Source organism: Kitasatospora sp. GP82, assembly GCF_029892105.1.
In the GTDB taxonomy this organism is placed as follows: Bacteria; Actinomycetota; Actinomycetes; order Streptomycetales; family Streptomycetaceae; genus Kitasatospora.
The window spans coordinates 1-12,461 of sequence record NZ_JARZAJ010000081.1 but is presented as its reverse complement, the minus strand read 5'-3'; the positions used below and the strand labels follow the sequence as shown (position 1 = coordinate 12,461).

Annotated in this window: 15 protein-coding genes and 1 pseudogene; 9 read left to right on the top strand and 7 right to left on the bottom strand. The window is 69.6% G+C overall.

What is annotated here, in order from left to right:
- The 5 genes and pseudogenes from P3T39_RS36330 to P3T39_RS36310 all read left to right on the top strand — a co-directional run.
- Positions 1-441: pseudogene (locus P3T39_RS36330) on the top strand (ATP-binding protein); the annotation flags it as partial.
- Positions 438-842, top strand: coding sequence for a roadblock/LC7 domain-containing protein (locus P3T39_RS36325; protein ID WP_280703600.1), 405 nt, complete (start codon positions 438-440; stop codon positions 840-842). The pseudogene P3T39_RS36330 and the gene P3T39_RS36325, both read left to right, overlap by 4 nt.
- On the top strand, positions 839-1,198 hold the full coding sequence (locus tag P3T39_RS36320; protein ID WP_280703599.1) for a DUF742 domain-containing protein: 360 nt from the start codon (positions 839-841) through the stop codon (positions 1,196-1,198). The genes P3T39_RS36325 and P3T39_RS36320 overlap by 4 nt, the downstream gene beginning before the upstream one ends.
- Positions 1,179-1,796, top strand: a complete 618-nt coding sequence (locus tag P3T39_RS36315; RefSeq protein WP_280703598.1) for an ATP/GTP-binding protein — start codon at positions 1,179-1,181, stop codon at positions 1,794-1,796. The genes P3T39_RS36320 and P3T39_RS36315 overlap by 20 nt, the downstream gene beginning before the upstream one ends.
- 125 nt (positions 1,797-1,921) lie before the next feature.
- A complete protein-coding gene (locus tag P3T39_RS36310; RefSeq protein ID WP_280703597.1) occupies positions 1,922-3,340 on the top strand; it encodes a cytochrome P450 in 1,419 nt (472 codons plus the stop codon).
- Positions 3,341-3,509: 169 nt separating this feature from the next.
- On the opposite strand, the gene P3T39_RS36305 is transcribed toward P3T39_RS36310, so the two are convergent.
- From P3T39_RS36305 to P3T39_RS36295, 3 genes are all read right to left on the bottom strand, one after another.
- Positions 3,510-4,520, bottom strand: coding sequence for a hypothetical protein (locus P3T39_RS36305; protein ID WP_280703596.1), 1,011 nt, complete (start codon positions 4,518-4,520; stop codon positions 3,510-3,512).
- 102 nt (positions 4,521-4,622) lie between these two features.
- Positions 4,623-5,372, bottom strand: coding sequence for an SDR family oxidoreductase (locus P3T39_RS36300; RefSeq protein WP_280703595.1), 750 nt, complete (start codon positions 5,370-5,372; stop codon positions 4,623-4,625).
- 447 nt (positions 5,373-5,819) lie between these two features.
- A complete protein-coding gene (locus P3T39_RS36295; RefSeq protein ID WP_280703594.1) occupies positions 5,820-6,605 on the bottom strand; it encodes a MerR family transcriptional regulator in 786 nt (261 codons plus the stop codon).
- Here P3T39_RS36295 and P3T39_RS36290 point away from each other — a divergent pair, their 5' ends adjacent.
- Complete coding sequence (locus P3T39_RS36290; protein ID WP_280703593.1) at positions 6,606-7,082, top strand: DUF6194 family protein; 477 nt, start codon at positions 6,606-6,608, stop codon at positions 7,080-7,082.
- A gap of 40 nt (positions 7,083-7,122) precedes the next feature.
- Here P3T39_RS36290 and P3T39_RS36285 read toward each other — a convergent pair whose 3' ends face one another.
- Positions 7,123-7,497 (bottom strand): hypothetical protein, encoded by a 375-nt coding sequence (locus P3T39_RS36285; protein WP_280703592.1) that lies wholly within the window; start codon positions 7,495-7,497, stop codon positions 7,123-7,125.
- 35 nt (positions 7,498-7,532) lie between these two features.
- Between P3T39_RS36285 and P3T39_RS36280 the strand changes: the two genes are divergently transcribed.
- On the top strand, positions 7,533-7,760 hold the full coding sequence (locus P3T39_RS36280; RefSeq protein ID WP_280703591.1) for a hypothetical protein: 228 nt from the start codon (positions 7,533-7,535) through the stop codon (positions 7,758-7,760).
- A gap of 123 nt (positions 7,761-7,883) precedes the next feature.
- Here the strand turns inward: P3T39_RS36280 and P3T39_RS36275 are convergent, their stop codons facing one another.
- Positions 7,884-8,465: a hypothetical protein gene (locus P3T39_RS36275; protein WP_280703590.1), complete on the bottom strand. Its 582-nt coding sequence runs from the start codon at positions 8,463-8,465 to the stop codon at positions 7,884-7,886.
- Between the two features lie 365 nt (positions 8,466-8,830).
- Here P3T39_RS36275 and P3T39_RS36270 point away from each other — a divergent pair, with 365 nt between their 5' ends.
- A complete protein-coding gene (locus P3T39_RS36270) occupies positions 8,831-10,297 on the top strand; it encodes an IS4 family transposase (RefSeq protein ID WP_280703589.1) in 1,467 nt (488 codons plus the stop codon).
- Positions 10,294-10,791, top strand: coding sequence for a hypothetical protein (locus P3T39_RS36265; RefSeq protein ID WP_280703587.1), 498 nt, complete (start codon positions 10,294-10,296; stop codon positions 10,789-10,791). Before P3T39_RS36270 ends, P3T39_RS36265 begins: the two co-directional genes overlap by 4 nt.
- On the opposite strand, the gene P3T39_RS36260 is transcribed toward P3T39_RS36265, so the two are convergent.
- Positions 10,775-11,563 (bottom strand): transposase family protein, encoded by a 789-nt coding sequence (locus P3T39_RS36260; protein ID WP_280703586.1) that lies wholly within the window; start codon positions 11,561-11,563, stop codon positions 10,775-10,777. The genes P3T39_RS36265 and P3T39_RS36260 overlap by 17 nt on opposite strands.
- Before the next feature lie 142 nt (positions 11,564-11,705).
- The gene (locus tag P3T39_RS36255) at positions 11,706-12,185 is read right to left on the bottom strand and encodes a hypothetical protein (RefSeq protein WP_280703585.1); all 480 of its coding nucleotides are present in this window, start codon (positions 12,183-12,185) and stop codon (positions 11,706-11,708) included.
- Between the last annotated feature and the right edge of the window lie 276 nt (positions 12,186-12,461).

The following is a 12,461-nucleotide window of genomic DNA, read 5'->3' as shown; positions in this document are numbered from 1 at the left end:
CCGCAGACACTGATCACCACGGCGCCCGCCAGCGGCCGGGCCCACGGCATCGGCGTGGCCTCCGGTCCCCGTCCGGCTGTCGCCACCCGGGCGGCGGGCCGACCACGGCCGTGGGGTTCGAGGACCGTACCCGCTTCCTCCTCGGGGTCGTCCTACGGGTCCTCCCCGGGGGCCGCTGCGGGGCCGGCCCCGGCCGACAGCGAGATTCCGGTGGTGAACGAGCGGACCCCGAACGGGCTGCCGCAGCGCCGCCGCCGCCGCCACGCCGCGCCCTCCCGGACGGGCGTTCCCGAGACCTCCACGATCCCCGGGCCGGCCCAGGCACCGGTACAGCCCGGCATGTGGCTGGCCGCGTTCCACGAAGGGGTGAACGGCCACGCGCCGTCCACTGGTGCGGCCGGCCACACCAGTGAAGAGTCGGCAGAAAAGGGCGAGCAGTGATTCAGCAGCGGGCCAACATGGACTGGATGCTCAAGGAGCTGGCGGACAGCGTCCCGCACACCCGCCACGTCGTCGTGCTCTCCGCCGACGGCCTGCGCATGGCCCAGCACGGCACCGACACCGACACCGCCGACCGCCTCGCCGCGGCCTGCGCGGGCCTGCAGAGCCTGGCCGGCGCAGTGGGACACGAGTTCCCGCACGGCGACGGGAGGATGCGGCTGGTCGTGATCGAGATGGGCGGCGGCTTCTTCTACCTGATGGCAGCCGGCGCCCGGGCCTACCTCGCGGTGCTCGCCGACGAAGGGGTCGACGCCGGACTGATGGGCCAACGGATGCGGGACCTGGTCGCCCGGATCGGTGAACACCTCAGCACCCCGCCGCGCAACGGCGAGGTCGCATGAGCGCAGCCGACCAGGACTGGGACGAAGGCAACCCCGAACGTCTCTACGTGATCACGCGCGGCCGCCGCGCCCTGGCCGAGCGGACCACGTTCGACCTGGTCACCCTGGTCGTCTCCCGCGCAGAGCCGACACCCACGATGCAGCCCGAGCACGCGGCGATCCTGCGGATCTGTGGCTCGCCGCTGTCGGTCGCCGAGATCTCCGCCTACCTGCGGCTGCCGATGAGCGTGGTCACCGTCCTGCTCGCGGACCTCCTCGCCGAGGAACGGATCGAGGCCCGCGCCCCCGTCCCGAAGGCGATCCTTCCCGACCGTGCCCTTCTTGAGGCGGTGATGCATGGACTTCAGAGACTCTGAGACGGTGCTGGGGCCGCAGAGCGCGGACCTGCTCCCGGCCTCGGCCACCACGGCGGTCAAGATCGTGATCGTCGGCGGCTTCGGCGTCGGCAAGACGACCCTCGTCGGCTCCGTGAGCGAGATCCGCCCGCTGACCACCGAAGAGACGATGACCCAGGCCGGGGCGGGCATCGACGACACCGCCGGGGTCGAGCTCAAGACCGCTACCACCGTGGCCATGGACTTCGGCCGGATCAGCATCGGCGACGAACTGGTGCTGTACGTGTTCGGCACCCCCGGCCAGGAGCGGTTCTGGTTCCTCTGGAACGGCTTGTTCGAGGGAGCCCTCGGTGCGGTCGTGCTGGTCGACACCCGCCGGCTCGAAGTCAGCTTCGACGTGATCGGACGGCTGGAGGACCGCGGCGTGCCCTTCGTCGTCGCGGCCAACACCTTCCCCGAGTCACCGTCGTACCCGCTGGACGAACTGCGGGCCGCCCTGGACCTCCCCGACGAGGTGCCGATCGTCCAGTGCGACGCCCGGACCCGGGAATCCAGCCGCGACGTCCTGATGGCCCTGATGCGCCACCTGTACAACCTCTCGGCCCCACCCGGGCGGTGACCACTCCACCGCCGGCCGACACACCGGCCGACACACCGCCCACCGCCCGGCCGACCACCCCTTCACAACGGCTCCTTCACACCGACCACTCACGACGACCGCCTCGCACTGACCCCGGAGATACCGTGACCACCCCGTTCCCCGACGACGACTCCCTCGCCCCTCCGCCCGGCTGCCCCGCCCACGGACTCGCCGCCGACGGCCTCCGGCGGCTCTACGGGCCGCAGGCCGAGGCCGACCCGGCGGGCCTGTACGAGAAACTGCGCGCCGAGCACGGCGACGTAGCACCCGTGCTGCTCCACGGTGACCTCCCCGCCTGGCTGATCCTCGGCCACTCCGCGAACCTCACCGCCATGCGCACACCCTCCCGGTTCTCCCGCGACTCCCGCCGCTGGACGGCGTTCCAGGAAGGCCTGGTCACCCCGGACTCCCCGCTGATGCCGGTGATCGCCTGGCAACCGCTGTGTGTGTTCGCCGACGGCGAGGAGCACAAGCGCCTGCGCGGAGCGGTCACCGACAGCCTGAACCGCTTCGACCGGCGCGGGATCCGCCGCTACGTCACCCGCTTCGCCGACCAGCTGATCCAGGACTTCGGACCCACCGGCCAGGCCGACCTGGTGGCCCAGTTCGCCGAGCACCTGCCGATGCTCGTCATGACGCAGGTGGTCGGGATGCCCGAGGAGTACGGGCCCCGACTGGTCGACGCCGCCCGAGACTTGATGAAGGGCACCGCAACCGCCATCGCGAGCAACGACTACGTCGTCGCGACACTGCGCCGGATGATGGAACGCAAACACGTGGCACCCGGCGCCGATCTCGTGTCATGGCTCATGCAGCACTCCGCCGATCTCACTGACGACGAGGTGCTGGAGCACTTGCGGGTAGTGCTGCTCGCCGCGAACGAAACGACCGTCAACCTGATCGCCGACACCCTGAAACTCGTCCTCACCGACCGGCGGTTCCGCGCCCACCTGTCCGGCGGCTACATGACCGTGCCCGACGCCCTGGACCAGGTCCTCTGGGACTCCGCACCGATGTCCCTGGTCGCGGGCCGCTGGGCCACCGGCGACACCGAACTCGGCGGCCAGCAGATCAAAGCCGGCGACATGCTCCTGCTCGGCCTCGCAGCCGGCAACGTCGACCCGGCCGTCCGTCCCGACCTGACGAAACCGCTCTACGGCAACCGCTCCCACCTGGCCTTCGGCGGCGGCCCGCACGAATGCCCCGGCCAGGACATCGGCCGGGCCATCGCCGAGACCGGCATCGACATCCTGCTGACCCGCCTTCCGGACCTCCAACTCGCCATCCCTGAGAACGAGTTGACCTGGACCTCGGCCTGGCTATCCCGGCACCTGGTCGAGCTACCGGTGCACTTCACCCCACCGAGGAAGCCCGACAGGCAGGTAGCGGCCACCGCAGACACCACACCTACAACACCCACCACCCCGCAGGCCCAGCCGACCGCCGCCCCGCCCGCCACAACCACCATCCCCCAACGGCGACGCAGCTGGTGGAGCGTCCTGACCGGGAGGTTCCGGCGCTGACGGCAGCGGCCGGCCGGGGGCCGCCGCCCCCCGGCGCGGTGGCCGCCACCGCCGTGGCGGCCCGCGATCCCGGCGCGGTCAGTTCACTCCTACTGCACACCGGCTGGGTGAGCACCGGCCCGACACTTCGAGAGCGGACTCCGGACGCGGCGCCAAGGACTTCTGCCGCTCAACCTGCTGCGCCTTGCTGCTCGCCCCGCCGGCTCTTCACCATCAGGGCACGCGAGAACTGGTCGATGGCCGTCGTATTCCCCCCGAGGAAGTCGGCGTTCATCATCCTCTGGTAGGCGTCGGGCCGGAACTCGGTCAGGAGGAGCCAACCGCCGCGGACGTATGTGGTGGGCGCGCTGTTTCCCGCGCCGTCGGTGCCGTCGACGCGTCCCGCGTAGTGGCGCGGGCCCTTGATCATCACATCCACGAAGGTGTTCGCGAGCGGAGCCATCATGGCCGGGGAGATGCCGTATCTGCCGGTCAGGTACGCCCGGTACAGACCCGCGCAGTCCAGGCTACCGTGGTCGGAGTCCTCCTCCCCCTTCAGTGAAGGGGCGTATCCCCAGTCGTACGCCGTCTTGCCGGCGGGATCCGTGTACTTACGCGCCTGCGAGAAGAACCAGTACACGCTGCTCTGCACCAGCAGGTCGTACCGCGCGACCCGCTGCGGATCGTCACCCAGGATCTGGTGCGCGATCGCCAGGTTCTCGAAGCCGTAGTCGAACATCATCTGCTGGTTCCACGGCGCCGGCTGACCGCCCTTGTAGGGCGAACCCGCCGCGAAGTACTGGCGGTTCCCCTGCGAGACGTCCGGCAGCCGGGCCAGAATGTGCCTGTCGATCGCAGCGTCGGCTTCCGTGACGAATTTCCTGGCCCGGTCGAGGTAGGTGGCTCCGTACCCGTGGGGGTCGCCGATCGTCACGGGCGTATGCCAGATGGCGGGCGTCTGCAGGATGAGCCGGGCACAGTTGCCAAGGTGTCCCACCGGGTCGCCCTGCTCGCCACCGGTTCCGACGGGTTGGGTCGTGACATCGTTGGGCCAGGCGGGATCAATCCCGCCGGTCCAGAGCACGTGGTGCCCAACCGGGCTGGGCGCCAGGTCGTTGCGCTCCGAGAGGACGGCGTCGCAGAAGCCGATCATCCGGTCGAGGATCGCCCTGTCGTGGGAGATCCCGTACACCAGGCCCATGGCCTTGGTGTCCTCTCCGCTGTGTCCCTGGGCCCAGTTGTTCCCGATGTTGTCGGCCGGGCCAGCCCGACGTCAACGCCCCCGGTACGCGCCCCGGGCGGATCACCCGGCCGTGATCGGGCCGAGGTAGGTGCCGCCGGAGACGTCGATGGTCTGGCCGGTCACCCAGCGGCCCTGCGGTCCCGCCAGGAAGCCCACCACGTCTGCGACGTCCTCCGGCTCGCCGAGCCGTCCGAGCGCGGTGATCGACTCGAGTCCGGCCACTGCCTCGGGAACGGTGGTGTAGCCGGCGGTCATGTCGGTCCGGACCGCTCCGGGGTTGACCGTGTTCACGGTGATCCCGCGCCGGCCCAGCTCGTTGGCGAGCGACGGGCCGAGGGCCGCCAGCGCCGCCTTGGTGACGGTGTAGCCGATCTGGACGGGGGCCGCGATCCGGGTGGCCGCCGAGCCCATGTTGACGATCCGCCCGCCGTCCCGCAGCAGCGGCAGCGCCCGCTGGATCACGAAGATCGGCGTGCGCACGTTGACCGCCAGCAGCCGTTCGAACTCCTCCTCGGTGAGCTGCCCGATCGAACTGACCGAGTGGATGCCCGCGTTGTTGACCAGGATGTCCAGGCCGTCCGCGCCGTGGTCCGCCAGCCCGGCGATGAGCCCCTCGAACAGCCGGTCCACCGCGCCGCTCTCGCCGAACCGGGCCTGCACCGCGAACACCCGGCCGCCGGCCTCGGCGATCCGCGCCACGGTCTCCGCGGCGGCCGCGTCGTTGCCGCCGTAGTGGACCGCGACCAGCGCCCCCTCGGCGGCGAGCCGCAGGGCGACCGCGCGCCCGATCCCGCGCGAGCCGCCCGTCACCCTTTCCCTCTCGGCTTCGGCGATCCGGGCGATGAGGTTGTCGCGGATCTCGACGAGCCGTGCCCGTTGGGCCGGGTCCGGTCGCGTGGTTTCGATGGGAGCAACCTCGCCGAGCCTGTCCTGGTGCCCTTCGGCGCTCGGCCCGCGGACTCGGCACTGCTTCGTCCGGCAGCGCGGCGGAAGTCGGGCATGCCGAGGTGAACGGTGGACGGTTGCGCTGCACGGTCGCGCATGGCCTCCGGCTTTTGCGCGGCGGCGGCCAGGGTGGTCTCGATGGCGGCGACCTCGCCGAGCCAGCCCTGGTCCTTGGCCTCCTGGAGGCGGTCGATGAGGTTGACGTGGATCTCCTGGAGGCTTGGCATCCGGGCTGGGTCAACGAGAAGTAGGGGCATCTGACACAGGCTTCTCTGAACTAGCTGTAGCGGGACGGACGTTGTTGACGGGACCTCACGTCTGGGTCACGACCGCGAGGACGGCACTGAGTGCGGCGGTAGCGTCGAGGAGGGCATGGGAGCGAGCCACGATGCTCGCGTCTCGGGCCGCCAGTGCGGCTCGGACGTCTTCCGATCCGTGCCCGTGCCGCAGGCCCGGCATCAGGGCCCGGAGCGCGTCGATACGGTGCCCGGCGCTGCGTAGCTGGTGGACGATCCGGGCATCCCGAGCTTGGGCCGGTGAGTATCGTCGCGTTCCTCGCGGGGGGACCCGGTCAGGAACAACGAGCCCCTCGGCGTCCCAGTGCCGCAATGTCGATGGGCGTACTCCGAGCGCGGCGGCGAGTTCGGAGACGCTCATCGAGTCCGATGGGCGTACGTCTTCGATCGGCTCGACAGAGATCGCCTCGACGGCCTCTTTGGCGAGCTTGAGGTCCGTACGCTCTCGGTCGAGTCGGGCGTGTGCCGCGTCGAGAAGGGCAAGTACCTCCGAGGTCGGGCACTGATGTACGGCACGAACGATCCGCTTGGCCTCAACAGGACCTGTGCCGACTGCGAGGGCTCGGTAGGCCAGTGCGGAATCCAGGTGAATCTCTCCGTAGATCCGGTAGCCCGCAGCTGTACGCGTCGCCGGCGGCAGCACACCGTCGCGCTCAAGATTGCGCACCTGCTGAACGGAGTATCCGGCACGCCGGGCGACATCGACTGTGCGCATGGCCGACGACTTGAGAGTTGACACCCGCCGCTCCTCTGTTTTCCGGATCGAAGTCTCCACAAGCACCTCAATGAAACGCTTGAGCACATGACCATCGACGAGATCATTGACTTCGTGGAGGACCTCGATGGAGTCCTGGCCATCAGGCCGGGACCCGACGACGGCTCACCAGAGATCAGTTGGGGGGATACGTTCTTCTTCTACTCTCCTGACGGTTTTGTACCGAAAACGACCCAACCGTTCGCGACGATCGTGACGAAGAACTACCCGGGCGACGAAAGATCGCGCCTGGACCGCCCGGATACGTTCCGCGTCAATATCGCCGCCGGGAAGGAAGCCTTCATCGACTGGACCGGCCGCGCACCGCGCGAACCAGCCATCGACGACGACCCAAGCGTCACCGATGCCGTGATGGCACACCCCGTCTACGGCTCCGTTGGCTGGCTCGCGGTGGTGAATCCGGGCCAGCGGACGGGTGCGGCAACCCGCGAGCTGCTCCGCAATGCCTATCACCTCGCACGTTCGCGCTATGAGCGACGTACTGGGTCAACGACGGCACTCTGAACTTGCGATTCGTCCTCATGGCCTGGGGTTTTCCTGTCGCTCAGTGTCCGGTCGCGCGGGCGACGGCCCTCGCGACCAGAGCGGTGTTGACGGCGTCGAGTTCCGCCAGGACCTCGCGAAGATCGACGGGGACGCCCTCGCCGATGCTGGCGGCGACCCGCAGCATCCGGGCCTCGCTGCCGGGGCAGGGCAGACGACCCCGGTCGAGGGCCATCACCGCAGCGGGCGAGTCGATGCAGGTGGTCACCTCCCCGGTGTCGAAGTCGGTCCCGGTGAACAGGAACCGGTCGCGGAAGTCAGCGGGGTGGAGCCGGCGCCGGTGGGCGATGAGGAGCTCGACGGCCGCGGTCGAGCTGTGTCGGCCGCAGGCGTGCGCTCGCAGCCCCAGGTGGAGCGATTCGTCGTCGGTGGTCACGAGGAGCCCTTCCGGGAGAGGTGTTGACTGGCGAGGTGGCCGCCGACGACGTTGGAAACGGGCATGCCGAGATCGACGACACTGCGGCTGGTAGGGCGTCGGTCGAGTTGGGCGGCTTTCTCCTCGGCTCCGGCGCGGCTGACCCGCAACCCCTCGATCTCGCCGAGCCAGCCTTCGCGCCCGGCTTCGGCGATGCGGGCGATGAGGCTGTCACGGATGTCGACCAGCCGTGCCCGCTGGGCCGGATCTGGTCGGAGGAGTGAGCATCTGACACAAGCTTATCCGAACTACCCGCAGCGGAGACTTGAACCGGGTAGGCCAATGCTGGTTGCTGAAAGTAGTGGACGAAAGCGGGGAGAATCTGGCCTTCGGGCGTGTCGCGCAGGTCAGTTTTCGCCCAGCATCCAGCTGTAGAAGCCGCTCGCATCGGGGAAAGCCACGTCCGGGGCAAGGTCGACCAGCCAGACTGCGGCCATGTCCAGCTCGCCGTAGGAGCCGAATTCCTCTCCTTGAGCCACGATCAGGGCCCTGGCCCCGACCCGCCAGCCCGCGAAGTTCCACGGCCGGGAGCCGAGGGACCAGCTCAGCGTGGTCTCGGCCGCGCCGAGCTCGGTGGTAACCGTGGAGCAAGCCGCCGACCAGGCGCGACCGAAGGCCATGGGATCGCCTTCCAGGCTGACCCAGCCGTCCATCTCGAACTCGTCGCCGAGCGGGCCGGCCTCGGCGTCGTCGCTCGGATCGAAGAAGCAGAACGGCAGGTAGAAGCGCGACTGGCCGGCGCCAATCCGGTCGGGATCGCCTGGCATCAGCTGATGGCCGCTGGCGGTGTTGTAGCCGTTCCACGTCGACTCGTCCCAGCCCCGTCCGGCGAGGAAGTCATCGACGCTGGGGTGGTCCCAGCTCGCCCGTGCAAGCTCGGCGAGTTGCTGGACAAGGGAACCGGGCAGCGGCTTGAGCCGGACGATCACGTGAGACCTCGGAGCGTAGGGGACGTTCGTTCGGGCAATCGTCCCCCTCGGCCAATCGACACCGACCGGCGGGGTGGCCCAGTCCCATTGAGAAGTTTTCATCCTGAAGTTGCAGGTCGCGGGGCTGGCGTGGGTCGAGGCTGGGGTGCTCGTGCCGGTCGGACGCATGATCGCCGGTAGGTGATCGTCCGTCAGCGCTGTACTTCTGCGCAATGCCAGAAAGTTGTGCGAGTTGGTCGATTGTCAAGCATCCAGCGGGCGTGTCGGTGTGTCGGGCGGGAGAACGGAACGGGACCTCCGGCAGTTGAGTCGTCGACCAAGACAGACCAACACCGGAGGTCCCGTTGCCGGACCAGTGTGGCACGATGACGCTGATTCAGACCCTCACGACAGCCTGCGGGGCGTTCGCGCCGGGGCATCTTGGCGCTCTGACCCGCTTCGTCCCCTTCGAACTCGTCGACGATGTCCTGGACCGGCCGGGCCGCCGGGGACGGACGCGCACGGTGCCCGCCCGCGTAGCGGTGTACTTCGTGCTGGCGTTGGCCCTGTTCACCGATGCCTCCTACGAGCGGGTGTGGGACACCTTGACCGGGGCACTGCGGCAAGCAGGACGCCTGGTCGCGGCGGTGACCGAGGCCGGCCTGGCCGATGCTCGCCGGCGTCTGGGGCCAGACCCGCTACGGGAGTTGTTCGAGGTAGTGGCAGGTCCGCTGGGCCGCCCGTGCACCGCGGGTGTGTCCTACCGGGGGCTGCGCACCGTCGCGTTCGACGGCTGCCGGTCCACCCGAGTCCCCGAGACCAGCGACAACGTGGCCTGGCTGGGCCGGTACAAGGTCGCCGCCGGGGTGGCCGCCTATCCGCTGCTGGCGGTGATGGCCCTGGCGGAGACCGGGACGCGCGCCCTGCTCGGCGCGGTCGTCGGCCCGTATCGCGGTGAGGTGGAGGCCGCCTTGCAGCTGGTTGGCCACCTGCGGGAGGACATGCTGGTGCTGGCCGACCGCGGCTTCGACGCGAATGCCTTCATCCGCGCCGTGCACGCCTCAAGGGCTGCGCTGCTGCTGCGGATCTGCTCCTCACGCACGCCGGCCGTGCTGCGGATCCTGGCCGACGGCTCCTTCCTATCGGTCATCGCCGGGGTCCCGGTCCGCGTCATCACCGCGACCGTCACCGTCACCTGCGCGGACGGCAGTACCCATCAGGGCGAGTACCGGCTGGTGACCACACTGACCGATGTGCGCCGCCACCCGGCCGAAGATCTGCTGGCCTTGTACCACGAGCGGTGGGAGATCGAGGTGGCGTTCCTGGCGATCCGCCACACCATGCTCAAGGGCCGCGTCCTGCGCTCGGGCGACCCGAAGGGCCTGCGCCAGGAGATGTGGGCGCTGCTGACGGTCCACCAGCTGCTGCGCATGGCGATGCTGGACGCCACCGACTCCGTGCCCGGGTGCGACCCGGACCGGGCGTGCTTCACCGCGGCCCTGGCCGCGGCGCGCGACAGCGTCACCCGTGCCGCCGCCATCGTGCCCGACAACGGGAGCGAGCTGGGAGGACCGATCACCGAGGCGGTCGCCGGTGCTCTGCTGCCACCGCGGCGGGCGCGGATCAGCGCACGCACCGTCAAGGGCGTCTCCGCCCGCTACGGACGTCGCCCGCCCGGCGAGGACCGGCCCGCCGTGAGCACCCCGGTCACCGCCATCGACATCACCATCCACGCTCCCCAGCGGGAGGCCTTCGTCCCCGGCTCCGCTACGGCTTCTCCCGGCCGGCCCGGCCAGATCCCGGCCTGCGACAGGTCCCGCCCGCTGCCGATACCGGCGAGCACCCGCCCGTGACGACCGAGACGCTGCTGCCACCCGAAGCCCCGATGCACACCAGCAGGCTCGAGGACGTGCTCGCCGCGATGGGCACCGCCCCGGAGCGCGAGTGGCGCGCCATCGAACTGGCCACCCTGCTGAGGCTGGACCGCAGCGACCTGACCGGCGAGCTGATCCGCTGGGCCAGGCGCCAGATCCTCATCAAGACCGGACCAGCCACCTTCAAGATCCCGGACGGACCGCCACGGCCCTCCAAGGTCGCCGTCCGCCGTGAAGACGTCCTCGGGGTCATGGCCACCGATCCCCACCGCGCCTGGCACGCCAGTGAGATCACCGCCGCACTGAACACCGTCAAACAGAGTACCCTCGCACTCCACCTCAGCGCTTGGGCACGCAAGAACCTGCTGATCAAGACCGCGCCGGCAACCTACAGACTCCCCGACCAGCCAGTGACAGCCGCCCCCGCAAAGCCGCTCGCCGCCACGAACACGCCGATCAGCAGGGCTGCTTGACAAAGCAGCACGAATCATAACTTTCTGGCATTGCTTCTGCGTTCGTCAGCACGAGCAGGGCCCGCAGGAGCGCGGTCGCGTGCCGGACGTTCATGCGGACCTTGGTGAGGATCCGCCAGTTCTTCAGGTCGGCGAAGCCATGCTCGTTCGCCGCGCGCTCGCGGCTGACCAGCTTGTTCGCCTCCTTCTGCGCAGTGGTCAGCGGCTTGCCCCGCGTCGCCTTGCGACCGGTGACGATCACCGGATCGTCGGGGTCGTCGTCCAGGCCAACGAAGCCCAGATCCGCCAGCGCGCCGAGTCCGGCCTCCCGCCGGTGGGCCGTGATCTTGTTGTGGCGGGCGGTGGTGATCTCGCTGGAGCGACCCGGCTTGGCCGCCGAGATCCAGACCAGGTTGCCCCGCTCGTCGGTCAGGGCGAGGAACAGCAGGCCGTGGGCCTTGTGCTTGCCGGAATAGTTCGGCCGGTTCTCGTCCCCGGTCCGGCGGCGGGTGCGCACGAGAGTGCCATCGAGCAGGACGACGACGCCACCCTTGCGGGCGATTTTCTTCAGAGCGCGGTCCAGGCGCGGGGCACGCGCGGCGAGCAATTCGATCACCTCCAGCAGCCAGCGGCGGACCGTCGAAGCGGAAACGTCATTGCCGCCCGCCATGTCGGAGAGCCGCTGGTCATGCCGCAGAACCGCGAGCACGATCAGGGCGATCCGGCCGGGCTGCAGCTTGCGCCAGCGCGAACCGATCTTCTTCAGGTGACCGCGGATCAGGTCGGCGACCATGGTCGTGGTCGCGGTGGACAGCTCCAGGCGGCACTGGTAGACAAGTCCGTCAGGGCCCTCGGCGGGGCTGGTCTTCTTTCGCATGGAATCCCCAACTCCCGTCGGGGGCCCCAGTGTTACGCCGGATTCCGGCCGCGGTCCATCATGCGGCAGGCAGCGGCCGGGCGGTGAAGCGGCCAGCGGGGGTGCGGTGCAGCCAGCCCCGGTCCGCCAGACGCTTGAGCTTGTCGCGGACCGGCTCGACCTGCCCCGGCGTGGTGCCCCGGCCGAGCTTGACGCTGACGTCCTTGGCCGGAACCGGCTCCGACACCGCGGCCACGATCTTCATGATCGCCTGATAATCCGCAGGCAGCACGCTCGCGTCCATGCCGTCCTCGCGGTGCGGAACCAGCAGCATCCCGCCTGCACCCGGCGACGTCGTTACCCGCTCGAACTCCTCGGCCATGGCCGGGTCGTCGGCCGTCCCGGCCCGCTGGGCGTCGGCGAACTGCCCGAACACCACCTCCGCGGCCTCCAGCCGGGCGACTTCGGCATCGATCTCGGCGAGCTCCTTGCGCAGCCACTCTGCACGCTCGGACAGGACCACCCGCCGCTGCATCACCCACACCAGCACATCCACCACGATCAACCCCTCCCCGAACCTCCCACGGAACCTACGAGCCGGCCACGGCCGCCACCGCGATTCCCGCGAACCGGCCACATGACAGACGATCACCTGCTAGCGATCACGCCCCCGACCGGCACGAGCACCCCAGCCCCGCCCCACGCCAGCCCCGCAACCTGCAACTTCAAGATGAAAACCTCTCAATGAGGACGAGCAGCCGCAGCAGCGGGTAGCCGAACTCCAAGTCCTCGCCCTTGCGTTTGCGCTTGGAGTGCTTGGTGGCGATCGGCTCGC

What these genes read in the sequence shown, in the direction of transcription:
- P3T39_RS36320 (WP_280703599.1), top strand. Translation starts at nt 839, where the DNA reads ATGAGCGCAGCCGACCAGGACTGGGACGAAGGCAACCCCGAACGTCTC.
- P3T39_RS36270 (WP_280703589.1), top strand. Translation starts at nt 8,831, where the DNA reads ATGACGCTGATTCAGACCCTCACGACAGCCTGCGGGGCGTTCGCGCCG.
- P3T39_RS36305 (WP_280703596.1), bottom strand. Translation starts at nt 4,520, where the DNA reads ATGGGCCTGGTGTACGGGATCTCCCACGACAGGGCGATCCTCGACCGG.
- P3T39_RS36290 (WP_280703593.1), top strand. Translation starts at nt 6,606, where the DNA reads ATGACCATCGACGAGATCATTGACTTCGTGGAGGACCTCGATGGAGTC.
- P3T39_RS36315 (WP_280703598.1), top strand. Translation starts at nt 1,179, where the DNA reads ATGGACTTCAGAGACTCTGAGACGGTGCTGGGGCCGCAGAGCGCGGAC.
- P3T39_RS36260 (WP_280703586.1), bottom strand. Translation starts at nt 11,563, where the DNA reads ATGGTCGCCGACCTGATCCGCGGTCACCTGAAGAAGATCGGTTCGCGC.